This window comes from Bacillus cereus group sp. BfR-BA-01347 (genome assembly GCF_022663835.1).
In the GTDB taxonomy this organism is placed as follows: Bacteria; Bacillota; Bacilli; order Bacillales; family Bacillaceae_G; genus Bacillus_A; species Bacillus_A thuringiensis_K.
The window spans coordinates 243,859-269,579 of the sequence record NZ_JAKUGG010000002.1 but is presented as its reverse complement, the minus strand read 5'-3'; the positions used below and the strand labels follow the sequence as shown (position 1 = coordinate 269,579).

The following is a 25,721-nucleotide window of genomic DNA, read 5'->3' as shown; positions in this document are numbered from 1 at the left end:
TTTCGATAAAGTGAAAAACTCCCTTATAGACAAGGGAGTTTTTTTATGCACTCATATGTAAATAAAAAAGTCCGATTTCTGAGAAAAGATAAGATAGACCGTAGCAGCCAACGCCAAGTATTCCATACTGCCATAATTGCTTCGCTTTTTCTTTACGTGAGGAATGAATAAAGAACCCCTTCCAAATACCGAACCCGATACAAATCCATTCAAGAATCATAAAAAGTGCTGATAATCCAAGCATAAACAAAACCATAATTAGCCCTCCTGATTATATTAATTCATGCTGTATTCTCAGGGTGGTTGTCCTTGTTATGTTATTTATATGTACGTCTTTAAAAAACAGTATGGTCCGTATGAAAAGATTTTAAAAGTTTCGCACATAACCTACCCCATTTATTTTCAAAATAAAGGTGGAGGAGGTTTTTCATGTGAAGAATCTTAAAATCATTTGGATATATCGTTTAGGATTATTGTTACTTGTTTTTCTTTGTCTGCTCGTCTTTTTAAAAATTAAGCCGCTATGGGCACCGATTATTTTTGTATTTAAAGTAGCAATCACGCCGTTTCTTATCGCGTGTTTTATTGCGTATTTATTGCACCCTTTAATTGAAAAAATTCATAAGGAAGGGATGCCCCGTACACTTGCCATTTTGCTCATTTATATCCTTTTCTTTGGCGGAATTGGTTATGGGATTTATAAAGGAACACCAGTCGTTATTAAACAGTTACAAGAGATTAATGAACAATTTCCCCAGTTTACAAAGATGTACGATTCGTGGATGGATGGCGTTACAGAACAAACAGCGAATTTCCCTTCGTTCATTCATGAAAAGGTGAAACAACTTTTTGTAGGTGTGGAAACGAAGATTCAAGCGCTTTTAAATAAAGTGATGAGTACAGCTCGTGGTGTACTCGATTCATTGCTCATTATTTTCTTAATACCGTTCATTGTATTTTACATATTAAAAGATTATGGTGAGTTTTATCATATCTTTTGGAAACTAGTCCCAAGTAAATGGCGAGGTACGGGGCAAATGCTTGCGAAAGAAATTGATAAGTCACTTGGAAGTTATATTCGAGGACAGTTATTTGTTTGTTTAGTATTAGGGGGAGTATCAGCTCTTTCTTTTTGGTTTATCGGTATGAAATATCCATTATTGCTTGGCATTATTATTGGGGTAACGGATATAATCCCATACTTCGGTCCTATTTTAGGAGCGATCCCGACGTTAATGATTGCAGCAACAGTATCAACGAGTTTACTTATTAAGGCGGGGATCACGATTGCGATTTTGCAATTTGTGGAGAGTAACATTTTATCGCCTTACATCGTTGGTAAGTCACTTCGTATGCATCCCGTTATTATTATGCTTGCCTTACTAGTTGGGGGAGAGGTAGCTGGGATTGTAGGATTGCTAATATCGGTTCCGATTTTAGCAGTTATTCGCACTGTCATTGTTCATGTGAGACCGCTCTTGAAAAAAGAAGATGTGTAAGTATAGAAGCCCTCTATGTAAGAAATAGAGGGCTAATCATATAAAGTTGCTCGTGTATTTTTTGAATGAGGGAGCTCACATCATTTGTTTGAATATGTTTTATTTTTTTCCATTCGTTATCATACATAAATATAATTTGATTGTTGAAAAGACGCTTTTGTTCTTTTAGATTAGAAATTTTTGCGAAAGAGTACTCTTCAAATATTGGATTCTTACTTACATCTGGCCCATAAAAGAATAGTCTTTTGTTCGTTAAAATTAGCAATCCTGGCCTTGCGACGGAACGATAAATAAATATGTCTAATGAACATGCTGCGTAAAATAATATCGTTTCGTCAGTCGCTAATATGTTTTTAGCTTTGTTAAGTAAGGTTGTCATTGTGATCGCTCCTTTATTTTATTAACAATAATTTAATTGTAGCAAAAAAAGTAATATTTAGAAATTTTTATAAATCATTCTTATAAGGAGATTCCGATTTGTTAATAAACGCATAATATATGAAAAGGCTGTTAAGAATGAATAGTAGAATACCTATGATTAATAAGCAATTAATACAATATAAATGATTATCTACATTGACAAACTTAAGAGAATTCTATTATATTTAGTCATATAATACATTAAATCAATGACGGAACAAGTACGTTACAGTCCATTTATAGAGAGAAGCTTCCATATGGCTGAAAGAAGCTTTAAATGAAGGGTAACAGAAAGCTAATCCTGAGAGCAGCTAATCACTGCCGTCTTGCCACGTTACGGCACCATGAGGTGATGAATTGATTGTTATTGTAATCAATTCATAATTAGGGTGGTATCGCGAGTTAACTCTCGTCCCTTTTATAGGGACGGGAGTTTTTTATATTTAAGGAGGAAAATACAATGAAACAACTAACAGGCGCACAAATTCGTCAAATGTTTTTAGACTTTTTCCAAGAAAAAGGACATGCAGTAGAACCTAGTGCATCACTAGTTCCACATGAAGATCCATCTCTTCTATGGATTAATAGTGGTGTAGCTACATTAAAAAAATATTTTGATGGACGTGTAATCCCACAAAATCCACGTATTACAAATGCTCAAAAATCAATTCGTACAAACGATATTGAAAACGTAGGGAAAACAGCTCGTCACCATACATTCTTTGAAATGTTAGGAAACTTCTCAATTGGTGATTACTTCAAAGAAGAAGCAATTACATGGGCTTGGGAATTCTTAACGAGCGACAAATGGATCGGATTCGATAAAGAATTACTATCAGTTACAATCCATCCAGAAGATGAAGAAGCATTCACAATTTGGAATGAGAAAATGGGCGTTCCAAAAGAGCGTATTATCCGCTTAGAAGAAAACTTCTGGGATATCGGTGAAGGGCCAAGTGGACCGAATACAGAGATTTTCTATGACCGCGGAGAAGCTTACGGTAATGACTTTAGTGACCCAGAATTATATCCAGGCGGAGAAAACGAGCGTTACTTAGAAGTATGGAACCTTGTATTCTCTCAATTTAACCATAATCCAGACGGTTCATATACACCACTTCCTAAGAAAAACATTGATACAGGGATGGGTCTAGAGCGTATGACATCTATCGTTCAAGATGTACCTACGAACTTTGATACAGACCTATTCATGCCGATGATTGGTGCAACAGAAACAATTTCTGGTGAAAAATATCGTAATGGCGATTTAGAAAAAGATATGGCATTCAAAGTAATTGCTGACCATATCCGTACAGTAACATTCGCTGTTGGTGACGGTGCTCTTCCATCTAACGAAGGCCGTGGTTATGTATTACGTCGTTTATTACGCCGTGCGGTTCGTTATTCGAAGAAATTAAACATCAACCGTCCATTCATGTTTGAATTAGTAACGGTTGTTGGAGAAGTAATGAAAGACTTCTATCCAGAAGTACTTGAAAAGAAAGATTTCATCGCAAAAGTTGTGAAAAATGAAGAAGAGCGTTTCCACGAAACACTTCATGATGGTGAAGCAATTTTAGCTGAAGTTATCGCAAAAGCTAAAGAAGAAAAAACAACTGTTATTTCTGGAGTAGATGCGTTCCGTCTATATGACACATACGGTTTCCCAATTGAATTAACAGAAGAATATGCAGAAGAAGCTGGTATGACTGTTGATCATGAAGGCTTTGAAAATGAAATGGAAAAACAACGTGAGCGCGCACGTGCTGCTCGTCAAGATGTTGATTCTATGCAAGTTCAAGGCGGTGTCCTTGGAGAAGTGAAAGTAGCGAGTGAATTCGTTGGTTACGGTACAGTTGCAACAGAAAGTAACGTTGTTGCACTTGTGAAAAATGGCGAATACACAGACAGCTTACAAACAGGTGAAGAAGGACAATTAATGCTTGATGTAACACCATTCTATGCTGAGAGCGGCGGACAAATTGCAGACCGTGGTTACCTTCTTGCTGATGGCGTGAAAGTTCTTGTAAAAGATGTACAAAAAGCACCAAACGGACAAAACTTGCACAAAGTTGTTGTTGAAGAAGGTACATTAACGAAAGATGCAGCTGTGAAAGCTATTATCGATACGAAAAACCGTAGTAGCGTTGTGAAGAACCATACAGCAACTCACTTACTACACCAAGCATTAAAAGACGTACTTGGAACACACGTTAACCAAGCAGGTTCTCTTGTAACTTCTGAACGTCTACGCTTTGACTTCTCTCACTTCGGTCAAGTACAAGCTGACGAATTAGAAAAAATTGAGCGTATGGTAAACGAAAAAATTTGGGAAAGTATTGATGTTGAGATTTCTCAAAAAGCAATCGAAGAAGCGAAAGAAATGGGCGCAATGGCATTATTCGGTGAAAAATACGGAGATGTTGTACGCGTTGTACAAGTTGGCGATTACAGCTTAGAGCTTTGTGGTGGTTGTCACGTTGATAATACAGCTTCTATCGGTATTTTCAAAATCGTTGCTGAGTCTGGTATTGGTGCAGGAACTCGTCGTATTGAAGCAGTAACTGGTAAGTCTGCATACGAATTAATGAACGATCAAGTAGGTTTATTAAAAGAAGCAGCAGGAAAAATGAAAACAAATCCGAAAGATATTTTAACAAGAGTTGATGGTCTATTTGCTGAAGTGAAACAACTGCAAAAAGAAAATGAATCTCTTGCTGCGAAATTAAGCAATATTGAAGCTGGAAACTTAACTGATTCTGTAATGACAGTTGATGGCGTAAACGTATTAGCGGCAAAAGTAAATGTTGCAGATATGAACAACTTACGTACGATGATGGATGACCTAAAAAATAAATTACAATCTGCAGTTGTCGTATTAGCGTCTGTAAATGATGACAAAGTAAACATCTTAGCTGGCGTAACGAAAGATTTAATTAGCCAAGGATACCATGCTGGTAAACTTGTGAAAGAAGTAGCTTCTCGTTGTGGCGGTGGCGGTGGTGGTCGTCCTGATATGGCACAAGCGGGCGGTAAAAACCCAGCGCAAGTTGAGGAAGCTTTAGCATTTGTACAAGAGTACGTTAAATCTGTTTCAAAATAAAGAGATAGTAGTGTACAATGGTAGGGAGAGGAGAAGTTCTTCTCCCTATACTTACTATATAAGTGAGGTGCTTGAAATGGACGGTTTTGATAAAACAATGAAGTTTAGCATTCAAGATGAAAAACAGAGTGTCCATGTAAATGATGTACTTTTAACTGTGTATGATGCACTTCAAGAAAAAGGCTATAATCCGATTAACCAAATCGTCGGTTATTTATTAAGTGGAGACCCAGCATACATACCTCGCCATAAAGATGCACGTAGCATCATTCGCAAGCTTGAACGTGATGAGTTAATTGAAGAGCTTGTGAAGTCTTACTTGAAACATCATCGTGAGGAGTAGTTTATGCGGATATTAGGTTTAGATGTAGGTACAAAAACAGTCGGAGTTGCAATTAGCGACGAAATGGGCTGGACAGCACAAGGATTAGAAACAATTAAGATTAACGAAGAACGAGGTCACTTTGGTTTTGATCGTATTTCTGAGTTAGTAAAGCAGTACAATGTGGACAAAATAGTAGTAGGTTTACCTAAAAATATGAATGGTACAATTGGCCCACGTGGCGAAGCGTGCCAACAATTTGCAGAAAACCTACGAGAGCTGTTACAATTAGACGTTGTAATGTGGGACGAGCGTTTGTCAACAATGGCAGCGGAACGTCTACTCATTTCAGCTGATGTAAGTCGTAAGAAGCGAAAACAAGTAATCGATAAGATGGCTGCAGTCGTAATCTTACAAGGATTTTTAGATAGAAAATAAGAGGTGACCAAAATGGAAGAACGTCAAATTACAATTGTAGACGAAAAAGGTAACGAACATTTATGTGAAATTATTTTCACTTTTGATGCTGACAAATTTGGTAAAAAATCATACGTAATCTTCTCTCCAATCGGTGAAGTAGATGAAGATGGAGACCCAATTTATGATGCAATGGCCTATGAGCAAAATGAAGAAGAGGGCGGAGTTTTACTTCCAATCGAATCAGAAGAAGAGTGGGAAATGGTACAAGAAACGTTTAACACTATTGCTGATGAGCAAGAAGCTGAATAATAAGTACTGAAAAGATGGACGACATACAGTCCATCTTTTTTTGTATTTATATGTAAAATGAAAGATTTTTTGTCGAAACTGTGTAAGTCTTTGTAGTATAATGAGACGGATTGTAGAAAAATAAAGTGTCAATTAAAAAAGATAAGTGAATTTGTTGCGTTTTTACATCGTGCTGTATAGAAAGGTGTACATACGGTCTACAATTAAGTAAGGAGGAAATGTTTTGATAGAGAATCAAGTGAAAAAGAAGCGTAGACGCATCTTTTTATTTTCGATTATTGCACTGCTTTTAGTTTGTGGTTCAGTCTATGCGTATATTTCATCCGCATTAGGACCAGTTGATAGCGGGAATAAAAAAGAGATTGAAGTAGAAATTCCGAAAGGATCATCTACAAGTAAAATTGGAGAAATTTTAGAAGAAAAAGGCGCTGTAAAAAACGGTACAGTTTTTAGTTTTTATACAAAGGCTAAATCGAAAAGTTTACAAGCAGGTACATATTTATTAAATCCTTCAATGAATGCTGAAGATGTGATCGAACAAATGTCATCTGGCAACGTGCATCGTCCAGCTCTTTATAAAGTGACGATTAAAGAAGGGGCGCAAGTAACTGAAATTGCAGAAACGATTGCGACAGAACTAAAGTGGAATAAAGATGATGTTACGCGTCAATTAAACGATAAAGCATTTATTCAAAAAATGCAGCAAAAGTATCCGAAGTTATTAACGGATAAAATCTTTGATAGTAATATTAAATACCCATTAGAAGGTTATTTATATCCTGCAACGTATTCGTTTTATAAGAAAGATACAACGTTAGAAGAAATTGTAATTCCAATGCTTGAGAAAACAAATGCAATCATTGTTCAAAATGAGGCGAAAATGAAAGCGAAGAATTGGGATGTTCATCAGCTTTTAACATTATCTTCACTTATTGAAGAAGAGGCAACTGGTTTTACAGATCGTCAAAAGATCTCTAGTGTCTTTTATAATCGTTTAGCAAAAGGTATGCCGCTTCAAACGGATCCAACGGTATTATATGCACTTGGAAAGCATAAACAACGTGTATTATACGAAGATTTAAAGGTCAACTCACCGTACAATACGTATGTTGTAAAAGGATTGCCGGTAGGGCCAATCGCAAACTCTGGTAAACATTCAGTAGAAGCTGCGTTAGAACCTGCGCAAACAGATTATTATTATTTCTTAGCCGCACCAAGTGGTGAAGTGTACTATGCGAAAACATTAGAAGAGCATAATGCATTAAAGCAAAAATACATTACGAAAAAATAGTGAAATGGGGAGGGATAGCGAAAAAAGTCGCACATCCCTCTTTTTTGTGGTAAAATATATCGGGTTAAAAACTGGCAGAAGAATCGTTTTTAATATCAAAACGGGACGTACAAGCTAAGGATAAAGCTGGCTTGTATTTTTATTGCATTCTATGTGTGAAAAGACGTCATAGAGGCACTTCTCCATGTAAATAAGGAGGACCATTTATGGAGGATGCAGTTAACGAGTACCTATTATCATTTATTGATCCGAAAGATAAATTAATTCTTGAAATGGAAGAATATGCAACAGAAAATCATGTGCCGATTATGGATCGACTTGGAATGGAATTTATGCTGCAATTTTTACGTTTAATTGGACCGAAAAGCATTTTAGAACTTGGAACAGCAATCGGTTATTCTAGTATTCGTATGATGCAAGCTATTCCAAATTCACGTATTGTGACAGTTGAGCGCAATCGTGAGCGATATGAAAAAGCACTTGAATATATAGAACGTTCCCCAGTAACAGATCGTATTTCAGTTATTTACGGTGATGCGTTAGAGACAGGTGAACAAGTAAAAGAACACGGGACATTTGACGTTATTTTTATTGATGCAGCAAAAGGACAGTATCGTCGCTTTTTTGACTTATATGAACCGTTATTAAATCCTGGTGGCGTAATTATTTCAGATAATGTTATGTATCACGGTCTTGTAACGACAAAAGAGAAAATTGAAAACAGACGTACACGAGGTTTAATCCGTCGTATTAAGACGTACAATGAGTGGCTTATGAACCATGAAGGATACGATACAACGATTTTCCCAATTGGTGATGGAGTAGCTGTTAGTAAAAAGAGAGGGTGACCAAGGTATGAAGAAACCTGAATTGTTAGTAACGCCAAGAGCGGTGGCGGATATCGAACAACTTGCGAAAGCAGGAGCAGATGCGGTAATGATCGGTGAGCAAAAGTTTGGTTTACGTTTAGCAGGGGAGTTTTCACGTGAAGATGTAAAACAAACTGTGAAGATTGCACATGAAAATGGTGTGAAAGTATACGTAGCCATGAACGCTATGTTCCACAACGATAAAGTAGAAGAATTAACAGATTACGTTTCATTTTTAAACGAAGTAAATGTAGATGCAATTGTTTTCGGAGATCCAGCGGTATTAATGGCTGTTCGCGAAGTAGCGCCAAATATGCAGTTGCACTGGAATACAGAAACGACAGCAACAAACTGGTTCACTTGTAATTACTGGGGACAAAGAGGAGCGAAGCGTGCTGTATTAGCTCGTGAGCTGAGCTTAGATGAAATTGTTGATTTAAAAGAAAATGCTGAAGTGGAACTGGAAGTACAAATTCACGGTATGACTTGTATGTTCCAATCGAAGCGTTCATTAGTAGGAAACTACTTTGAGTATCAAGGACGTAATCTAGACATTGAAAAGAAAAAATATGAAGAGAATATGTTCTTATATGACCCAGAGCGTAACAATAAATATCCAATTTATGAAGATGAAAATGGTACTCACATTATGAGTCCGAACGATATTTGTTTCATCGATGAATTAGAGGAACTAATCGAAGCTGAAGTTGATAGCTTAAAAATCGACGGAGTACTAAAAACCTCTGAATACATTATTGAAGTAACGAAAAAATATCGTAAAGCAATTGATTTATGCGTAGAAGATCGTGATGCATATTATGACGTGAAAGATGATCTATATAAAGAAATAGAAGAAATGCAACCAGTAAATCGTCCGTTAGATACAGGATTCTTCTTTAAAGAAACGGTTTACTAAACGAGGAGGGTGTAGGAAATGACTGTACAAGAAATTTCACGAGTAATCGATGGCAAACGTGTTATTGTGAAGAAACCTGAACTGTTAATCCCTGCGGGTAACTTAGAAAAATTAAAAGTAGCTATCCATTACGGGGCAGATGCTGTATATTTAGGTGGACAAGAATTTGGTCTTCGTTCGAATGCAGGTAACTTTACGCTAGAAGAAATGGCAGAAGGCGTTGAGTTTGCAAAGAAGTATGGAGCAAAAATATACGTAACAACAAATATCTTTGCACATAATGAAAATATGGACGGGCTAGAGGAATATTTAAAAGGGATTGAAAAAGCTGGCGTAACGGGAATTATCGTTGCTGATCCGCTTATCATTGAGACTTGTAAACGCGTAGCGCCTTCTGTTGAGGTGCATTTAAGCACACAGCAATCACTATCCAACTGGAAAGCAGCACAGTATTGGAAAGAAGAAGGTTTACATCGTCTTGTATTAGCTCGTGAAGCAAGCTATGAAGAAATGAAAGAAATTAAAGAAAAAGTGGATATTGAAATTGAAGCGTTCGTCCATGGTGCAATGTGTATCGCATATTCAGGAAGATGTACATTAAGTAACCATATGACAGCGCGTGATTCTAATCGTGGTGGTTGTTGCCAATCTTGCCGCTGGGATTATGATTTAGTTCAAACAGTATCACAACATAAAGATGCAAAAGAGCTTCCTCTATTCCAAGAAGGAGATGCTCACTTTGCGATGAGTCCAAAAGATTTAAATTTAATTTTATCAATTCCAAAAATGATTGAAATCGGAATCGATAGCTTAAAGGTAGAAGGACGTATGAAATCAATCCATTACGTAGCGACTGTAGCAACTGTATATCGTAAAGTAATTGATGCGTATTGTGCGGATCCAGATAACTTTGAGTTTAAACAAGAATGGTTAGATGAGCTTGATAAATGTGCAAATCGTGATACAGCTCCTGCATTCTTTGAAGGGGTTCCAGGACATCAAGAGCAAATGTTTGGAAATCATAGTAAGAAAACAACGTATGATTTTGCTGGTTTAGTGTTAGATTATAATGAAGAAACGGGCATCGTAACGATTGAGCAACGTAATCATTTCAAACCAGGACATGAAGTGGAGTTCTTTGGACCAGAAATAGAAAACTTTACGCAAACGGTGGAGAAAATTTGGGATGAGGATGGAAACGAATTAGATGCAGCGAGACATCCGTTGCAAATCGTGAAATTCAAAGTGGATCAACGAGTGTATGTGAATAATATGATGCGCAAAAGCATACTTCAATAAGAAAGAGTGATAGTCGAATGGGGACGAATAAGCCTGTTGTAATTGGAATTGCTGGTGGTTCGGGATCAGGTAAAACGAGTGTAACGAAAGCGATTTTTGACCATTTTAAAGGTCATTCTATTTTAATCTTAGAGCAAGATTATTATTACAAAGATCAAAGCCATTTACCAATGGAAGAGCGTTTAAAAACAAATTATGATCATCCGCTTGCGTTTGATAATGATCTGTTAATTGAACATTTGCAGCAGTTGCTTGCATATGAGCAAATTGATAAGCCTGTATATGACTATACATTGCATACGCGTTCAGAAGAAATTATTCCGGTTGAGCCGAAAGATGTAATTATTTTAGAAGGAATTCTTATTTTAGAAGACCCACGTCTTTGCGAGTTAATGGACATTAAATTATTCGTTGATACGGATGCTGACCTTCGTATTCTGCGCCGCATGCAACGTGATATTAAAGAGCGCGGTCGTACGATGGATTCTGTTATCGATCAGTACGTAAATGTTGTACGTCCAATGCACAATCAATTTATTGAGCCTTCTAAGAAATTTGCGGATATTATTATCCCTGAAGGTGGACAAAACCACGTTGCAATTGATATTATGGTGACAAAAATTGCAACAATTCTTGAACAAAAAGTAAATTTGTAATAGCATAGTAAAAGATATACGGTAGGAAGGGATTTTTTCCCTTCTTATCGAATACAATGAAACATGCAACCTCATCTATATATAGGTGAGGGCATATTTATATCAACTTTCCATACATATCTTCTTTATATAAAGAAGAATTGGAAATACGGGGTTGTATGTGACAACTCCGCTAGTGCAAGGGTACTAGAAACCTCCGCTAACAATGGAAGCGGAGGAGTTTTCATATGGAACTCCTCTTTTTTTCAGGGGATTGGTATATAAAAGGAGTGGAAAATATGTCAACAGAAAAAACATACCCTATGACGCAAGAGGGTAAGCAAAAACTAGAGAACGAACTTGAGCAATTAAAAACAGTAAGACGTAAAGAAGTAGTAGAACGTATTAAAATCGCACGTAGCTTCGGGGATCTTTCTGAGAACTCTGAGTACGATGCAGCGAAAGATGAGCAAGCGTTCGTAGAAGGACGTATTACACAATTAGAAAATATGATTCGTAACGCAGTTATCATTAAAGATACTGGCGAAGTATCTACTGTTGTTACATTAGGTAAAACAGTAACATTTAAAGAATTACCAAACGGAGATGAAGAAGCGTATACAATCGTAGGTAGCGCGGAAGCTGATCCATTCGAAGGAAGAATTTCTAACGATTCTCCAATCGCAAAAAGCTTATTAGGTAAGCAAATTGGTGAGAAAGTAACAATCCAAACACCAGGCGGAGAAATGCAAGTAGAGATTGTCTCTGTAAAATAAAAAAAGATTCTCCTATCGGGAGAATCTTTTTTTTCTGTAGAATGAAAAAAATTGTGTAAACCTTAGAGTGATTCGACAAAAAATGTCAAAAAAACACTTTAAGATTTGATATCATAATTGGAGAATATAGGTTTTAAAAGGGAAAAGGGGCTAATTATGAAACATAAAATCTTTACAGGATTGGTGTGTAGTATATCCATATTAGGACTTGCTGCATGCGGAACGAATGAAGAAACTACATCATCAAAGGGAGAAAAAGTAAAGCAAGAAGAAAAAAAGGATATTAAAGCAACTGAGAGTTCAAAAACCTTAGAAAATCCACAAGATAAAAAGGAATTTAATGATTTTGATGTAGCGTATCAATTAGCTATTGTCATGAAAATATTTCAAGATGTAACGATTAAGTATGATTACGCAATTGGGAATCCAGATTATTTATTGCGAGATTCGATGGATCAAAAAACAATAGATGATATGAAGAATATGTTACAAGAACAGGCGAAGAATAATGATAAAATTTTAAAAGATGAAGTGAATCAAGCATATACATATTTAAAACAATCGAAAGTAAGTAATAAAGATGATATTCAAAAAATAATAGATGCACAAAATAATTATTTACATATTGTAGATAAGATGATTACTTGTATTGATTCTGTAACAGTTGAGAATGCAAAAGAAAAAAGAAATGAAATGGATAATCTTAGTAAGGATTATTTAAAAATAGCGGCTAATGTAACAACCACTGTAATTGAAGTTGCTAAAAACACTGGAGTGAATGAAACTGAATTTAGATCGCTTCTTATGAAATTTTTAGAGAAGCCAAAGAAACAATAATAGCCTTATATAATATCTGTTTTTGTTTTGGAGATTGTATAAATAAAATAGTACCTCGTCTAAACTACAATAGACGAGGTGTTTTTTATGAAAATAAAACGGAGAATTACAATTGTTTTAATTTGTTTTATGTGCGTTATGTTTGTATTGCTTTGTCGTTTAATCCAAATTCAAATTATAGATACAGAATCATTTACTGATCGCAAAATAAATTTAATTGAAAAAAGTGTTACGCAACGCACACAATCCATTACAGTAGACGATGGACGTGGGCAGTTTATAGATCGTAATGGTAAAAAAATAGGTGAGGAAAAATATCCTGTTTTAATTATTTTTCCATTTTTACAAATAAAAAATGACATGTTAGAGAAAATCGCGCATATCATTGGTGTGTCGAGACAAGAGATTAGAAGACAAATGAAAAATAATAAAAATGCATTTACACTACAAGGAGAAACTGCTCCATTTCGAGTGACACGAGAGCAGATGGAGAAGGTAAATGAATTACATGTATTAGGTATTGTAGCAGCTGAAGTGCGATTAAAACAAACTGGAGAGATAAATCATTTAATTGGTGATGTAGGGGAGAACGAAAGGGAGTTTCAAAAGCGATATGGAGAATTGAAAAGAATCTCAAAACAAACGCCGATAGGTATTTCAGGATTACAGCAATCATTTGATGAATTTCTATTGACTGATGGAGAGGCAAAAGTATTATATCAAGTAGATCGGCAAGGAGAACCAATTTTCGGAAAGCAAGCGAAATACACTTCACCAGGAAATCCATTTTATCCAGTTAGGATTCAAACTACTTTACATAAAGAGTTGCAGCAAAAAGCAGAAGAAGTGATTGAAGCGAACGAAATAAAGAAGGGGGGACTAGTATTACTAGATGTAAAGACAAATGAAATATTAGCGATGGCTAGTAAGCCGTCTTTACAAGTAAGGGATGAGAATTTATATAAAACTACACTTGAAAATCAAATGTTAACGCCACATTTTCCAGGCTCTGTTTTTAAAACAGTAGTTGCAGCTGCAGTCATTGATCAAAAAGTAAATTTGTTTAATCGGACATTTAACTGTAATAAAGATTTATATGGTGAAAACGACCCGCAAGTTAGGATGGGTACACTTAACTTTAAAGAGAGCTTTGCTAGGAGTTGTAACAGGACATTTTCCGAGTTAGGTAACGAGCTATTACAAAAGGATAAGACGGTGCTAGAAACATACGTAGCAGCTTTAGGAGCAAATGAAAAGGTTGGATGGAAAGGTTCTGTATTTCATACACCTCATTTTGAGCAAATGCCAGAAGAAAAGGGTACTACTATTTGGGGGAATGAAGAAAATAAAAATAGTAAAAAAGCGGTAGAACAAACAGCAATTGGACAGAAAGATGTACGTATATCACCTCTAGCAATTGCAAATATGATGGCGACGATTGCGAGGAATGGAGAAAAGATGGAAGTGAAAGCAGTTGAAAAAATAGTATATAAAAATGGAGCGGATTTTTTTACATTTGAGAGCCATACGTTAAATGGAAAACAGCTTTCGTATGAAACAGTGAAAACATTACAAGAGTTATTAAGAGGCGTTGTAACAAGGGAGAAAGGAACAGGAACGGCATTCCGTTCGTTGCCACTAAGTGTCGCTGGAAAATCCGGGACAGCGCAAACAGGGAAAGGGACGAGGGTGAATCGCTGGTTTGCAGGTTATTTTCCGTATGAGAATCCAAGATATGCTTTAGTTGTTGTTGATCTAGAGACTGATAGCAAAGTGAATAAAGTTACACCTATTTTTAAAGATATGGTGGGAGCAATCTATCAATTGGAGAATGAAAAGTAATCTTGCAATTTATAGTGAAATGTCTTCATTTCATGAAAATATCATTGTAAATGTTCAACCTTTCTAGATTTAATGTTACAATAGCAATTAGGAAAAACTGCATGGAGGTTTGGAGAATGGCAGGAGGATCAAGATTCCAACAGAAACAACAAAAACGTCGTCAAAACGGTGTTTTAAATATTGCAATCGCTATTGTATTACTATTAGTAGCTATTGTAGCATATCAATTGTTCGTTCCTAGTACGAAAGAGCAAGCATCTTCTACTGATAAGAAAGTCTCTCAACAAACAACAAAGCATGAGAAAGCTGGAAAATCAGAAGATAAAGAATCTGCTAAGAAAAAAGAAAAAGAACAAGAGCAAGCAGAAGCTAAGCAAAAAGCTGAAGAAGAGAAGTTAAAGGCTGAAGAAGAACAGAAAAAAGCTGAAGAAGAAGCGAAAGCTAACGAGAAAGTATCAGCTGAAAAAACTGTATCCAAGGCAAAAGAGGCTTACACAAAACCTTCTTGGAAAGCTGTAGGAACAGAACAAGGTTCATCACCGGCGATGACGTTTAAACAGGGGTCATCAGATTGGAATGAGATGCAAAGTGCAATTGCTGCGGGTATTGAAGTACCGAAAGAGCAATTAGTATTCCATTTTGTTGGAAGAGACAAAACTGGAAAGAGCAAAGCTTATGGTGATGTTCAAGATAAGCAAAGTGGGAAAAGATATTATGTAAATATTGATTGGGTAGACAATGAGGGCTGGAAACCAGTACTTGTTCAAACTCTAAACTAAAAAAGAGAGGCTCCTTAGGAGCTTCTCTTTTTTGTTAACGCAATTTCTTTAATTTAAAATGAACAACCGCGCTATAATACGGTCTTTTGCTTTCAGGATCCATAACCATTTGATGTGAGATGTGATGAACTTCAAGCATAAGTGCTTTATTATTATCAATTTGTTCACTAATTTTTCGTTCTAAAGAAGCTAAGTCTCCCGCTTCAAAAAACTCTACTTTATCTTCTAACATTTCAAAGGTAAATGACATGAAGACGGCCCCTCTCCTATGTAATCAACTATAGTGTAACAAAGAAAAGAAGGAAATACCATGTACATTTCAATTGACATTTTTAGAAAGAGGGAATATCATACTGATAAAACCGATAAGAAAAAGGGGAATTTTTATGGGTACAGAATTTAATGGTTTATTTGATGAGTGGGCTCATACGTACGACTCATTTGTACAAGGCGAAGATATACAATATAAAGAAGTTTTCGCCCATTATGAGGACATTCTAGAGGATGTAGTTAACAAGTCATTTGGTAATGTATTAGAATTTGGTGTCGGTACAGGTAATTTAACAAATAAATTATTACTTGCTGGCCGCACAGTTTACGGTATAGAACCGTCGCGTGAAATGCGCATGATTGCAAAAGAGAAATTGCCAAAAGAATTTTCAATTACAGACGGTGATTTTCTTTCATTTGAAGTTCCAAATTCAATTGATACCATTGTAAGCACCTATGCATTTCATCATTTAACAGATGATGAAAAAAATGTAGCGATTGCGAAGTATAGTCAATTGCTAAACAAAGGTGGTAAAATAGTGTTTGCTGATACGATATTTGCAGATCAAGATGCATATGATAAAACTGTTGAAACAGCAAAACAAAGAGGTTTCCATCAGTTAGCAAACGATTTGCAAACGGAATACTATACACGTATTCCAGTTATGCAGACTATTTTTGAAAACAATGGCTTCCATGTAACGTTCACGAGATTAAATCATTTCGTTTGGGTAATGGAGGCAACTAAGCAATAGAAAGAGGGATTAGATTGAGAATTGCTGTAATTGGAGCAATGGAAGAAGAAGTACGTATTTTACGTGACAAATTAGAACAAGCAGAGACAGAAACGGTTGCAGGTTGTGAATTTACGAAAGGGCTATTAGCAGGGCATGAAGTAATCTTGTTAAAGTCTGGTATTGGTAAAGTAAATGCAGCGATGTCAACGACAATTTTATTAGAAAAATATAAGCCTGAAAAAGTAATTAATACTGGTTCAGCAGGTGGATTCCATCACTCTCTAAACGTTGGTGATGTAGTTATTTCCACTGAAGTTCGTCACCATGACGTAGATGTAACAGCATTTAACTATGAATATGGTCAAGTACCAGGAATGCCGCCTGGATTTAAAGCTGATGAGGCGTTAGTTGCATTAGCTGAGAAATGTATGCAGGCTGAAGAAAATATTCAAGTTGTAAAAGGTATGATTGCAACAGGTGATTCATTTATGAGTGATCCGAACCGCGTTGCAGCCATCCGTGATAAATTTGAAAATCTTTATGCGGTAGAAATGGAAGCAGCAGCTGTTGCACAAGTATGCCACCAATATGAAATTCCGTTTGTTATCATTCGCGCACTTTCTGATATTGCTGGTAAAGAATCAAATGTTTCATTTGATCAGTTTTTAGATCAAGCAGCTCTTCATTCTACAAACTTTATCGTAAAAGTGTTAGAAGAGTTAAAGTAATGTAACAAAAAGGCAACTGTCTCATATAAAGAAAATACATACAGTTGCCTTTTCTTTATTGGCAAACAAGGGGGAGAACACGATGAATGTATATCGTGGAGTTCATGAGTTAATTGGTCATACACCAATTGTAGAAATTACTCGTTTTCCACTTCCGAAAGGGGTCCGTTTATTTGCAAAGCTTGAATTTTATAACCCAGGCGGAAGCGTTAAGGATCGTTTAGGAAGAGAATTAATCGAAGATGCGCTAGAAAAAGGGCTTGTTACCCAAGGTGGAACAATTATTGAACCCACTGCTGGGAATACTGGTATTGGACTGGCACTTGCAGCATTAGAATATGATTTACGTGTTATCGTTTGTGTACCAGAGAAATTTAGTATTGAAAAACAAGAATTAATGAAAGCGCTAGGTGCAACGGTCGTGCACACACCGACTGAGCAAGGAATGACCGGTGCAATTGCAAAAGCAAAAGAGTTAGTAAATGAAATACCGAATTCATACTCTCCAAGTCAATTTGCAAATGAGGCAAATCCTCGTGCATATTTTAAAACATTAGGACCTGAATTGTGGGACGCATTGAATGGAGAGATTAACATATTTGTTGCTGGAGCAGGAACTGGCGGTACGTTTATGGGGACTGCATCTTATTTGAAAGAAAAAAATATAGATATTAAAACAGTTATCGTAGAGCCAGAAGGATCTATTTTAAATGGTGGTAAGGCTGGTTCACATGAGACCGAAGGAATTGGACTGGAATTTATCCCGCCATTTTTGAAGACATCTTATTTTGATGAAATTCATACGATTTCTGATCGAGATGCATTTTTACGAGTGAAAGAATTAGCGCAAAAAGAAGGACTTCTCGTTGGGAGCTCTTCAGGAGCAGCATTTCATGCGAGCTTACTGGAGGCAGAGAAGGCACCACCAGGTACAAATATTGTAACCATTTTTCCTGATAGCAGTGAGCGCTATTTAAGTAAAGACATATACAAAGGATGGGAATAAAAAATGAGAGCAAAGACAAAGTTAATTCATGGTATTCGCATAGGAGAACCTTCAACTGGATCTGTAAACGTACCGATTTATCAAACAAGTACGTACAAACAAGAAGCAGTTGGTAAGCATCAAGGATATGAATATTCACGTACAGGTAACCCAACACGTGCAGCTTTAGAAGAAATGATTGCTGTATTAGAAAACGGGCATGCTGGATTTGCATTTGGTTCAGGAATGGCTGCTATTACAGCGACAATTATGTTGTTCTCAAAAGGTGACCACGTTATTTTAACAGATGATGTTTATGGTGGAACATACCGCGTTATTACGAAAGTATTAAACCGTTTCGGTATTGAGCATACATTTGTAGATACAACAAACTTAGAGGAAGTTGAAGAAGCAATTCGTCCAAATACGAAAGCAATTTATGTGGAAACACCAACGAACCCACTACTAAAAATTACTGATATTAAGAAAATATCTACTCTTGCTAAAGAGAAAGACCTATTAACAATTATTGATAACACATTCATGACGCCATATTGGCAGTCGCCGATTTCTTTAGGAGCAGATATTGTGCTTCATAGTGCAACGAAATATTTAGGAGGTCATAGTGACGTAGTTGCAGGTTTAGTAGTTGTAAATAGCCCACAACTAGCAGAAGATCTTCATTTTGTACAAAACTCAACAGGAGGTATTCTTGGGCCACAAGATAGCTTCTTACTACTTCGCGGTTTAAAAACATTAGGAATTCGTATGGAAGAACATGAAACGAATTCACGTGCTATTGCTGAGTTCTTAAATAATCATCCAAAAGTAAATAAAGTATATTACCCAGGTCTTGAATCACATCAAAATCACGAATTAGCAACAGAACAAGCAAACGGATTTGGTGCTATTATCTCATTTGATGTAGATAGTGAAGAAACATTAAATAAAGTACTTGAGAAACTACAATACTTTACACTTGCTGAAAGCTTAGGAGCGGTAGAAAGTTTAATTTCTATTCCATCTCAAATGACACATGCATCAATCCCAGCGGATCGCCGCAAAGAATTAGGAATTACAGATACATTAATTCGTATTTCTGTCGGTATTGAAGATGGTGAAGATTTAATTGAAGATTTAGCACAAGCGCTAGCATAATACAAAATGCACTGCTAATATTAGCAGTGTATTTTGTATTATGTTATTTTGTGAAACATTTCACAAAATAGACATACACAAACGAAATGATTTCGTGTATATTGAATTCAGGAAATGTTACTCACAAATAAACTTGTGAAATATTTCACAAACAATGAAATTCATGTAGGAAAGCATCTCTATTTTTTTGTGTTAATTGGGACTTATTTTGACCTACAGGGACATATAAGGACCGTAATAGTAGAATAGGAGGAAATTCACATGGTAGTCAAAGAGAAAGTTGTAAATGAAATGCAGGAAGTAAAAAAGATGATTGATACGCTAGTAAATAATGGTCAACAAGCTTTACAAGCATTAGAAAGTTTTACACAAGAAGAAATTGACAACATTGTTCATGAAATGGCATTAGCAGGTGTTGATCAACATATGCCGCTAGCAAAATTGGCAGTTGAAGAAACTGGCCGTGGTGTATATGAAGACAAATGCATTAAAAATATTTTTGCCACTGAATATATTTGGCATAGTATAAAGCAAGATAAAACGGTAGGGATTATTCACGAAGATCCTCATGAAGAAATAATAGAAATCGCGGAACCTGTCGGTGTAGTAGCTGGAGTAACACCAGTAACGAATCCAACGTCGACAACAATGTTTAAAGCGTTAATTGCGATAAAAACAAGAAATCCAATTATTTTCGCATTTCATCCTTCCGCACAAAAATGTTCTGTGGCAGCAGCGAAAACCGTATATGATGCAGCGATGAAAGCTGGTGCCCCAAAACACTGTATTCAATGGATTGAAAGACCGTCTGTTGAAGCGACGAAACAATTGATGAACCATGATGGTGTAGCACTCGTTCTAGCAACTGGAGGCGCTGGTATGGTGAAATCAGCTTACTCTACTGGAAAACCAGCGTTAGGCGTTGGTCCTGGTAATGTACCGTGTTATATAGAAAAATCAGCACATGTAAAACGAGCTGTTAATGATTTAATTTTATCAAAAACATTTGATAACGGTATGATTTGTGCATCGGAACAAGCAATCATTGTCGATAAAGAAATTTATGATGATGTTAAAACAGAAATGATTGAAAACAGTTGTTACTTTGTAACAGAAGAAGAAAGAAAAAAATTAGAAAAGCTCGTTATAAATGAAAATACATGTGCAGTAAATAGTGATATTGTAGGGAAATCAGCACAGTATATTGCCGGTTTAGTTGGGATTACTGTTCCTGGACATACAAAAATGCTTGTAGCTGAAATTCAAGGTATCGGAGCAGCATATCCGTTATCCCGTGAGAAACTGAGTCCAGTATTAGCTTGTGTGAAGGCAAATTCATTAGAAGAAGGATTTACATATTGCGAAGAAATGTTGAACCTCGGTGGTTTAGGACATTCAGCAGTTATCCATTCTACAAATAAAGATGTGCAAAAGCAATTTGGGTTACGTATGAAAGCTTGCCGTCTCATTGTAAATGCACCTTCATCACAAGGTGGAATAGGGGATATATATAATGGATTTATTCCATCACTTACACTTGGTTGTGGTTCATACGGAAAGAATTCAGTTTCCCAAAATGTAACAGCGACTCATTTATTAAATATAAAAAGGCTGGCAAATAGAAAAAAGAATATGCAGTGGTTCAAACTGCCACCAAAAATTTATTTTGAAAAACATGCTACAGCTTATTTAGCAAATATGCCTAACATTTCACGTGCATTTATTGTAACGGACCCCGGAATGGTTGAACATGGCTATGTCGATACAGTCGCGCACTATTTAAACAAGCATGCAAATGATGTGAAAGTTGAAGTTTTCTTTGAGGTCGAAACAGATCCATCAGATGAAACTGTTTTCAAAGGTGCGGAAATGATGAAAAGCTTTAAGCCAGATGTAATTATCGCACTTGGTGGTGGTTCAGCTATGGATGCAGCAAAAGGAATGTGGTTATTCTATGAGCATCCAGAAACGACATTCTATGGCATTAAACAGAAATTTTTAGATATAAGAAAACGTACATGTAAATATCCGGAATTAGGAAATAAGGCGCAGTTTGTTGCGATTCCAACGACATCAGGAACGGGATCAGAAGTGACACCATTTGCGGTTATTACAGATAAGAAAAATAATATAAAGTATCCGCTCGCAGATTATGAATTAACACCAGATGTAGCAATTGTTGATCCACAATTTGTAATGACAGTACCACCAAATGTAACAGCAGATACTGGTATGGATGTTTTAACACATGCAATTGAGGCGTATGTGTCTGTTATGGCAAATGACTATACAGATGGATTAGCATTAAAAGCTATTGATCTCGTATTCAAATATTTACCGAGAGCATATAAAGATGGAAATGATGAAGAAGCAAGAGAAAAAATGCATAACGCTTCTGCAATTGCAGGGATGGCATTTGCAAATGCTTTCCTCGGTATTAATCACAGCTTAGCACATAAGATTGGACCAGAATTCCATATTCCGCACGGACGCGCAAATGCCATTCTAATGCCGCACGTAGTCCGCTATAATGCTATTAAGCCAAGAAAACACGCATTGTTCCCAAAATATGAGCACTTTGTGGCAGATGAAAGATATGCACATATAGCGAGAATGCTCGGGCTTCCAGCAAGTTCGGTAGCAGAAGGGGTGGAATCACTCGTCCAAGCAATTATTGAGCTTGGAAAAAGCTTAAATATTAATATGAGTATTGCGGGACAAGGAGTCGATAAAGAGCAATTTGAAGAGGTTGTTGGAGTATTAGCAGAAAGAGCTTTTGAAGATCAATGTACAACTGCTAATCCAAAGTTACCGCTTATTTCAGAGCTGAAAGAAATTTATATGGAAGCATATAAAGGTGAATAATGATAAAAAAAGAGCCGCAGTAAAAGCGGCTCTTTTTTTATTGGAAAACATCTCCCAGAATGGCTGTATTTACTGGTCTTTCAGTTTCATAGAATATGATACAGTGAAATGGAGGAGTGAGAATATAATGAAAGAATTAAAAGGAAAAATAGAAGATTATACTCGGTTTGGACAAATGCTTCTCGCTGTAAGTACATTGTTAATGGTTGGCTTATTGATTCCGAGTGGAGCAAAAGAGACAATCCAATTTTTTGTTATGATGGGGAGCATCGTTATATTTTTAAGTTTATCGTTCTTTTTCTTTCAGCGTGTGAAAGTGATGCGTGAACAGCTAGAGGAAAATGAATGTGAATAATATTGTTAACTAGAGCGCGGCGAAAAGAAAAAATCTTTTTGTCACGCTTTTTGTTTTTTGTAGAAAAATGTATGCGTTTCGTGTTGACAATGATAATCCTTATCAATTAAAGTAGAATAGTGGTTAATGATTATCATTATCAATTAGAGGTGAAGAAATGAAAAAATCTATTACGCTATTTACAGCGATTTTATCTATTTTTTTCTTGTTAATAGGTTGCAGTGCCAAAGGGGACGGAAAAGCGTCTGCAACCAAAACAGAAAAAGGAAAAAAGAAAATCGAAATTACCGACCTATCAGGAAGAAAGGTAACATTCGATAAAGTGCCAGAAAGTTTTGCAACATTAAGTATGGGAGACATGGATATTATTCATGCTTTAGGTGGAAACATAGTAGGTCGCCCAGATACGAAATTAACTCTTCCAGAGGAGTTAAAGAAAGCACAAGTAATTGGGAATGCACATCAACCGAACTTTGAGCAAATTGCTAGTTTAAAGCCCGATGTACTTGTTGCTAACAATGGATTCCAAAAGAATGTGCCAACGGTTGAAGGACAAGGAACGCAAGTTATCATTTCTTCTGCGAATTCTGTACAAGATATTCAAAAAAATATTGAATTATATGGAATGGTAATGAAGAAAGAAGATAAAGCAAAAGAAATTAATCAAAAAATGAATGATCAAATGAAGAAATATGAGAAAAAGAGCGATGTGAAAGCCTTGCTAGTGTATGGCGCACCAGGAACTTATTTAGCGGCATTACCAACATCTTTATCAGGTGATATTTTAGAAAAAACAGGCGGAAAAAATATTGCTTCTGATTTTCCAGAAACGAAAGAATACCCGCAATATGCACAGCTAAGTGTAGAACGTATTATTGAGGCGAATCCAGATGTGATTTATTTAATTACACACGGAGATCCAAAAAGTGTGAAAAAAGCATTCGAAGGCGAAATGATGAAAAATGAAGCGTGGAAAAATTTAGAGGCAGTAAAACAAAACCGCGTAGTTATTTTGCCACCTGATTTATTTGGATCTAATCCTGGTACAAAAGTTACAGAAGCAATGGACTTTATGTATAAAAGTATACAAGATGTAAGGAAATGATACGTATGGAAAGTAGTGAAGTAGTAAGAGAAAAGGAACATCCTTTTGCGAAAAAAAGATGGATAATAGCAGTTACTTTAGTTGTATTAACAATCCTAGGTCTCTTTTACGGTCTTTTCGCAGGAAGTTTATCCTTTTCTGTACGAGATATTTTAACAGGTATACAAGATGAAGGTTCGACAGTTCATCGAATTGTATGGGATCTTCGCATACCGAGAGTGCTCATTGGGTTTATAGTAGGAACATGTTTAGCTGCATCTGGTACACTGCTACAAGGAGTTATGAGAAACCCTCTTGCAGATCCTGGTATTATCGGAGTTTCATCTGGAGCAGGCCTTGTAGCAATTGTCATCATGATTTTATTCCCACAGCATCTAGCTTTTTTACCACTAGGGGCGTTTTTAGGAGCTTTCATAACAGCGATGGTTATTTATGCTTTATCATGGCAAAAAGGGGCACCACCTTCAAGAATCGTCTTAGTAGGGGTGTCGATCAATGCATTAATTGGTGCAGCAACGTCAGCATTAATGTTATTACATAGTGACAAAGTACAATCGGTGTTACCGTGGCTAGCGGGCGGTATTGGTGGTGTAAGTTGGGCACATTTAAACATGATTATTTATTATGCAATATTCGCCATTATATTAGCTTTCTTTGGTATTAAGCATATTCGAGTGTTAATGCTTGGAGATGAAATGGCAAAGTTATTAGGACATAATGTGGAAAAAAGTCGGTTTTATTTAATCGTAGTAAGTACATTATTAGCTGGAATTGCAGTAAGTGTGTCTGGTCTTATTGGATTTGTCGGTCTTGTCGTACCACATATGCTACGTTTATTAGTTGGAAATGATTATAGATATTTGCTACCTTTATCATGCCTTGGCGGCGGGGTATTACTTGTTTTTGCGGATGCAATAGCTCGAAGTTGGTTTGACCCAATCGAATTGCCTGTTGGTATTTTACTGTCCTTCTTAGGTGGTCCGTTCTTCTTATATTTAATTCATAGAGGAGGAAAACAAAGTGATTTCCGTTAACAAAGTGTTTTACGCACACTCTGAAAGATTTCAAATGCAAAATATGAATGTACATATTAAGGCTGGAGAAATCGTTAGTTTAATTGGTCCGAATGGATCGGGAAAATCTACTTTGCTTCGTTTAATAGCAAGGCTACTGAAACAAAGCGAAGGGGACATCATTTTAGATGGGAAAAATATTCATATGATGAAGAGTGCTGATGTAGCGAAGCAATTAGCAATGTTACCACAAATGCATGATCATCAATTAGATTTAACAGTGAAAGAACTAATTGAGTTCGGAAGAGGTCCACATAAATCATGGAGTAGCCGCTTAAATAAAGAAGATGAAGAAATTGTTGATTGGGCATTGTCTGTTACAAATCTTGAAGGGTATGAATATCGTCTTTTACATTCTTTATCAGGAGGGGAACGGCAACGTGCTTGGATTGCGATGACGCTAGCGCAACGTACAAATGTCTTATTATTGGATGAACCAACAACCTTTTTAGATATCGTTCACCAGTTGGAAGTAATGGAACTTGTGAAACGATTAAATGAGGAGTTTGGAATGACAATTATAATGGTTTTACATGACATTAACCAAGCTGCTCAATATAGCGATCGTTTACTTGTATTAAAGCGAGGAAAAATTCAGTATGATGGTATACCAGAAGAAGTACTATGCCATGAAATGTTTCAACATGTATTTGGCATAGATGTAGATATTTTTCAGGGAAGTGACAAGCCTTTTTTTACACCGAAACGAATTTTTAAAAGGGGAGAAGAGCGATGCAAACAGAAGAGCGTATTACCACTGAATTAGTAAGAGAATTTGTTATGGCAGCTCACGGGGATTTAGAGAAAGTACAAGAGCTATTGGTTGAATCACCAAGCTTACTTCACGCCTCTTATAATTGGGGTGGATCAGATTGGGAAAGTGCGTTAGGCGCATCGGCACATGTAGGTCGTAAAGATATTGCTCTTTATTTACTAGAAAAGGGTGCTCGTATGGATATTTTCGCGGCAGCTATGCTTGGGGAATTAGAAGTCGTACAAGCTATTTTAGTAGCTCAACCAGAAGCATTACGTGCATCTGGTCCTCATGGTATTTCTCTTCTTCAGCATGCACGAATGGGTGGAGAGAAAGCTAAGCGTGTATATGATTATTTAGCAATACTATCTTAA

Annotated in this window: 27 protein-coding genes and 1 other annotated feature; of the genes, 24 read left to right on the top strand and 3 right to left on the bottom strand. The window is 36.4% G+C overall.

Annotated features, from left to right (window positions below; translation table 11 throughout):
* Nucleotides 1-43 precede the first annotated feature (43 nt).
* The gene (locus MR143_RS04725) at nt 44-256 is read right to left on the bottom strand and encodes a hypothetical protein (RefSeq protein ID WP_000242536.1); all 213 of its coding nucleotides are present in this window, start codon (nt 254-256) and stop codon (nt 44-46) included.
* Nucleotides 257-431: 175 nt separating this feature from the next.
* On the opposite strand from MR143_RS04725, the gene MR143_RS04720 reads away from it, so the two are divergent.
* On the top strand, nt 432-1,499 hold the full coding sequence (locus MR143_RS04720; RefSeq protein ID WP_000793128.1) for an AI-2E family transporter: 1,068 nt from the start codon (nt 432-434) through the stop codon (nt 1,497-1,499).
* Between the two features lie 13 nt (nt 1,500-1,512).
* Here MR143_RS04720 and MR143_RS04715 read toward each other — a convergent pair whose 3' ends face one another.
* On the bottom strand, nt 1,513-1,878 hold the full coding sequence (locus MR143_RS04715) for a PH domain-containing protein (RefSeq protein WP_000209464.1): 366 nt from the start codon (nt 1,876-1,878) through the stop codon (nt 1,513-1,515).
* A 241-nt stretch (nt 1,879-2,119) separates the two neighbouring features.
* Nucleotides 2,120-2,339 (top strand) — a binding site (T-box leader).
* A 40-nt stretch (nt 2,340-2,379) separates the two neighbouring features.
* Here MR143_RS04715 and alaS point away from each other — a divergent pair.
* The 13 genes from alaS to MR143_RS04650 all read left to right on the top strand — a co-directional run bounded on the left by alaS (nt 2,380) and on the right by MR143_RS04650 (nt 15,317).
* Nucleotides 2,380-5,022, top strand: a complete 2,643-nt coding sequence (gene alaS, locus MR143_RS04710) for an alanine--tRNA ligase (RefSeq protein ID WP_131251098.1) — start codon at nt 2,380-2,382, stop codon at nt 5,020-5,022.
* A 76-nt stretch (nt 5,023-5,098) separates the two neighbouring features.
* On the top strand, nt 5,099-5,365 hold the full coding sequence (locus tag MR143_RS04705; protein ID WP_000348590.1) for an IreB family regulatory phosphoprotein: 267 nt from the start codon (nt 5,099-5,101) through the stop codon (nt 5,363-5,365).
* 3 nt (nt 5,366-5,368) lie between these two features.
* A complete protein-coding gene (gene ruvX / locus MR143_RS04700) occupies nt 5,369-5,782 on the top strand; it encodes a Holliday junction resolvase RuvX (RefSeq protein WP_001221192.1) in 414 nt (137 codons plus the stop codon).
* Between the two features lie 12 nt (nt 5,783-5,794).
* Nucleotides 5,795-6,073, top strand: a complete 279-nt coding sequence (locus tag MR143_RS04695) for a DUF1292 domain-containing protein (RefSeq protein ID WP_000392730.1) — start codon at nt 5,795-5,797, stop codon at nt 6,071-6,073.
* A gap of 223 nt (nt 6,074-6,296) precedes the next feature.
* A complete protein-coding gene (gene mltG / locus MR143_RS04690; protein ID WP_000572137.1) occupies nt 6,297-7,364 on the top strand; it encodes an endolytic transglycosylase MltG in 1,068 nt (355 codons plus the stop codon).
* A gap of 206 nt (nt 7,365-7,570) precedes the next feature.
* Complete coding sequence (locus MR143_RS04685; protein WP_000389102.1) at nt 7,571-8,212, top strand: O-methyltransferase; 642 nt, start codon at nt 7,571-7,573, stop codon at nt 8,210-8,212.
* Between the two features lie 7 nt (nt 8,213-8,219).
* The gene (locus MR143_RS04680) at nt 8,220-9,149 is read left to right on the top strand and encodes a peptidase U32 family protein (protein WP_000742808.1); all 930 of its coding nucleotides are present in this window, start codon (nt 8,220-8,222) and stop codon (nt 9,147-9,149) included.
* Between the two features lie 18 nt (nt 9,150-9,167).
* Nucleotides 9,168-10,448, top strand: a complete 1,281-nt coding sequence (locus MR143_RS04675) for a peptidase U32 family protein (protein WP_000217974.1) — start codon at nt 9,168-9,170, stop codon at nt 10,446-10,448.
* Nucleotides 10,449-10,465: 17 nt separating this feature from the next.
* Nucleotides 10,466-11,104: a uridine kinase gene (udk, locus tag MR143_RS04670; protein ID WP_000537078.1), complete on the top strand. Its 639-nt coding sequence runs from the start codon at nt 10,466-10,468 to the stop codon at nt 11,102-11,104.
* 278 nt (nt 11,105-11,382) lie between these two features.
* A complete protein-coding gene (gene greA, locus MR143_RS04665; protein WP_000102591.1) occupies nt 11,383-11,859 on the top strand; it encodes a transcription elongation factor GreA in 477 nt (158 codons plus the stop codon).
* A 156-nt stretch (nt 11,860-12,015) separates the two neighbouring features.
* Nucleotides 12,016-12,696, top strand: coding sequence for a hypothetical protein (locus MR143_RS04660; protein ID WP_000680879.1), 681 nt, complete (start codon nt 12,016-12,018; stop codon nt 12,694-12,696).
* 87 nt (nt 12,697-12,783) lie between these two features.
* Nucleotides 12,784-14,538 carry a peptidoglycan D,D-transpeptidase FtsI family protein gene (locus MR143_RS04655; RefSeq protein ID WP_000695140.1) on the top strand — a complete coding sequence of 585 codons (1,755 nt, stop codon included), beginning with the start codon at nt 12,784-12,786 and terminating at the stop codon, nt 14,536-14,538.
* A gap of 116 nt (nt 14,539-14,654) precedes the next feature.
* Nucleotides 14,655-15,317: a YrrS family protein gene (locus tag MR143_RS04650; RefSeq protein WP_000897093.1), complete on the top strand. Its 663-nt coding sequence runs from the start codon at nt 14,655-14,657 to the stop codon at nt 15,315-15,317.
* 34 nt (nt 15,318-15,351) lie between these two features.
* Here the strand turns inward: MR143_RS04650 and MR143_RS04645 are convergent, their stop codons facing one another.
* The gene (locus tag MR143_RS04645; protein WP_000010984.1) at nt 15,352-15,567 is read right to left on the bottom strand and encodes a YrzA family protein; all 216 of its coding nucleotides are present in this window, start codon (nt 15,565-15,567) and stop codon (nt 15,352-15,354) included.
* 136 nt (nt 15,568-15,703) lie between these two features.
* Here MR143_RS04645 and MR143_RS04640 point away from each other — a divergent pair, with 136 nt between their 5' ends.
* From MR143_RS04640 to MR143_RS04595, 10 genes are all read left to right on the top strand, one after another.
* Nucleotides 15,704-16,342, top strand: a complete 639-nt coding sequence (locus MR143_RS04640; RefSeq protein ID WP_000536315.1) for a class I SAM-dependent methyltransferase — start codon at nt 15,704-15,706, stop codon at nt 16,340-16,342.
* Between the two features lie 14 nt (nt 16,343-16,356).
* Nucleotides 16,357-17,052 (top strand): 5'-methylthioadenosine/S-adenosylhomocysteine nucleosidase, encoded by a 696-nt coding sequence (mtnN, locus tag MR143_RS04635; protein ID WP_001217024.1) that lies wholly within the window; start codon nt 16,357-16,359, stop codon nt 17,050-17,052.
* 82 nt (nt 17,053-17,134) lie between these two features.
* Nucleotides 17,135-18,058: an O-acetylserine dependent cystathionine beta-synthase gene (locus MR143_RS04630; protein WP_001103851.1), complete on the top strand. Its 924-nt coding sequence runs from the start codon at nt 17,135-17,137 to the stop codon at nt 18,056-18,058.
* Nucleotides 18,059-18,061: 3 nt separating this feature from the next.
* Entirely contained in the window at nt 18,062-19,195 is a 1,134-nt protein-coding gene (locus tag MR143_RS04625) for a bifunctional cystathionine gamma-lyase/homocysteine desulfhydrase (RefSeq protein ID WP_001201908.1), read from the top strand.
* A gap of 261 nt (nt 19,196-19,456) precedes the next feature.
* Entirely contained in the window at nt 19,457-22,060 is a 2,604-nt protein-coding gene (gene adhE / locus MR143_RS04620; protein ID WP_000260504.1) for a bifunctional acetaldehyde-CoA/alcohol dehydrogenase, read from the top strand.
* Between the two features lie 127 nt (nt 22,061-22,187).
* Nucleotides 22,188-22,415 carry a YrhC family protein gene (locus MR143_RS04615; protein WP_000661266.1) on the top strand — a complete coding sequence of 76 codons (228 nt, stop codon included), beginning with the start codon at nt 22,188-22,190 and terminating at the stop codon, nt 22,413-22,415.
* Nucleotides 22,416-22,572: 157 nt separating this feature from the next.
* Nucleotides 22,573-23,520: an ABC transporter substrate-binding protein gene (locus MR143_RS04610; RefSeq protein WP_000748477.1), complete on the top strand. Its 948-nt coding sequence runs from the start codon at nt 22,573-22,575 to the stop codon at nt 23,518-23,520.
* Between the two features lie 5 nt (nt 23,521-23,525).
* Complete coding sequence (locus MR143_RS04605) at nt 23,526-24,554, top strand: FecCD family ABC transporter permease (RefSeq protein WP_002000971.1); 1,029 nt, start codon at nt 23,526-23,528, stop codon at nt 24,552-24,554.
* Nucleotides 24,541-25,359 (top strand): ABC transporter ATP-binding protein, encoded by an 819-nt coding sequence (locus MR143_RS04600; RefSeq protein ID WP_000626529.1) that lies wholly within the window; start codon nt 24,541-24,543, stop codon nt 25,357-25,359. Before MR143_RS04605 ends, MR143_RS04600 begins: the two co-directional genes overlap by 14 nt.
* Nucleotides 25,326-25,721, top strand: a complete 396-nt coding sequence (locus MR143_RS04595) for an ankyrin repeat domain-containing protein (protein ID WP_001192765.1) — start codon at nt 25,326-25,328, stop codon at nt 25,719-25,721. The genes MR143_RS04600 and MR143_RS04595 overlap by 34 nt, the downstream gene beginning before the upstream one ends.

What these genes read in the sequence shown, in the direction of transcription:
- MR143_RS04725 (WP_000242536.1), bottom strand. Translation starts at nt 256, where the DNA reads ATGGTTTTGTTTATGCTTGGATTATCAGCACTTTTTATGATTCTTGAA.
- MR143_RS04715 (WP_000209464.1), bottom strand. Translation starts at nt 1,878, where the DNA reads ATGACAACCTTACTTAACAAAGCTAAAAACATATTAGCGACTGACGAA.
- alaS (WP_131251098.1), top strand. Translation starts at nt 2,380, where the DNA reads ATGAAACAACTAACAGGCGCACAAATTCGTCAAATGTTTTTAGACTTT.
- MR143_RS04705 (WP_000348590.1), top strand. Translation starts at nt 5,099, where the DNA reads ATGGACGGTTTTGATAAAACAATGAAGTTTAGCATTCAAGATGAAAAA.
- ruvX (WP_001221192.1), top strand. Translation starts at nt 5,369, where the DNA reads ATGCGGATATTAGGTTTAGATGTAGGTACAAAAACAGTCGGAGTTGCA.
- MR143_RS04695 (WP_000392730.1), top strand. Translation starts at nt 5,795, where the DNA reads ATGGAAGAACGTCAAATTACAATTGTAGACGAAAAAGGTAACGAACAT.
- MR143_RS04685 (WP_000389102.1), top strand. Translation starts at nt 7,571, where the DNA reads ATGGAGGATGCAGTTAACGAGTACCTATTATCATTTATTGATCCGAAA.
- MR143_RS04680 (WP_000742808.1), top strand. Translation starts at nt 8,220, where the DNA reads ATGAAGAAACCTGAATTGTTAGTAACGCCAAGAGCGGTGGCGGATATC.
- MR143_RS04675 (WP_000217974.1), top strand. Translation starts at nt 9,168, where the DNA reads ATGACTGTACAAGAAATTTCACGAGTAATCGATGGCAAACGTGTTATT.
- udk (WP_000537078.1), top strand. Translation starts at nt 10,466, where the DNA reads ATGGGGACGAATAAGCCTGTTGTAATTGGAATTGCTGGTGGTTCGGGA.
- greA (WP_000102591.1), top strand. Translation starts at nt 11,383, where the DNA reads ATGTCAACAGAAAAAACATACCCTATGACGCAAGAGGGTAAGCAAAAA.
- MR143_RS04660 (WP_000680879.1), top strand. Translation starts at nt 12,016, where the DNA reads ATGAAACATAAAATCTTTACAGGATTGGTGTGTAGTATATCCATATTA.
- MR143_RS04655 (WP_000695140.1), top strand. Translation starts at nt 12,784, where the DNA reads ATGAAAATAAAACGGAGAATTACAATTGTTTTAATTTGTTTTATGTGC.
- MR143_RS04650 (WP_000897093.1), top strand. Translation starts at nt 14,655, where the DNA reads ATGGCAGGAGGATCAAGATTCCAACAGAAACAACAAAAACGTCGTCAA.
- MR143_RS04645 (WP_000010984.1), bottom strand. Translation starts at nt 15,567, where the DNA reads ATGTCATTTACCTTTGAAATGTTAGAAGATAAAGTAGAGTTTTTTGAA.
- MR143_RS04640 (WP_000536315.1), top strand. Translation starts at nt 15,704, where the DNA reads ATGGGTACAGAATTTAATGGTTTATTTGATGAGTGGGCTCATACGTAC.
- MR143_RS04630 (WP_001103851.1), top strand. Translation starts at nt 17,135, where the DNA reads ATGAATGTATATCGTGGAGTTCATGAGTTAATTGGTCATACACCAATT.
- MR143_RS04625 (WP_001201908.1), top strand. Translation starts at nt 18,062, where the DNA reads ATGAGAGCAAAGACAAAGTTAATTCATGGTATTCGCATAGGAGAACCT.
- adhE (WP_000260504.1), top strand. Translation starts at nt 19,457, where the DNA reads ATGGTAGTCAAAGAGAAAGTTGTAAATGAAATGCAGGAAGTAAAAAAG.
- MR143_RS04615 (WP_000661266.1), top strand. Translation starts at nt 22,188, where the DNA reads ATGAAAGAATTAAAAGGAAAAATAGAAGATTATACTCGGTTTGGACAA.
- MR143_RS04610 (WP_000748477.1), top strand. Translation starts at nt 22,573, where the DNA reads ATGAAAAAATCTATTACGCTATTTACAGCGATTTTATCTATTTTTTTC.
- MR143_RS04605 (WP_002000971.1), top strand. Translation starts at nt 23,526, where the DNA reads ATGGAAAGTAGTGAAGTAGTAAGAGAAAAGGAACATCCTTTTGCGAAA.
- MR143_RS04595 (WP_001192765.1), top strand. Translation starts at nt 25,326, where the DNA reads ATGCAAACAGAAGAGCGTATTACCACTGAATTAGTAAGAGAATTTGTT.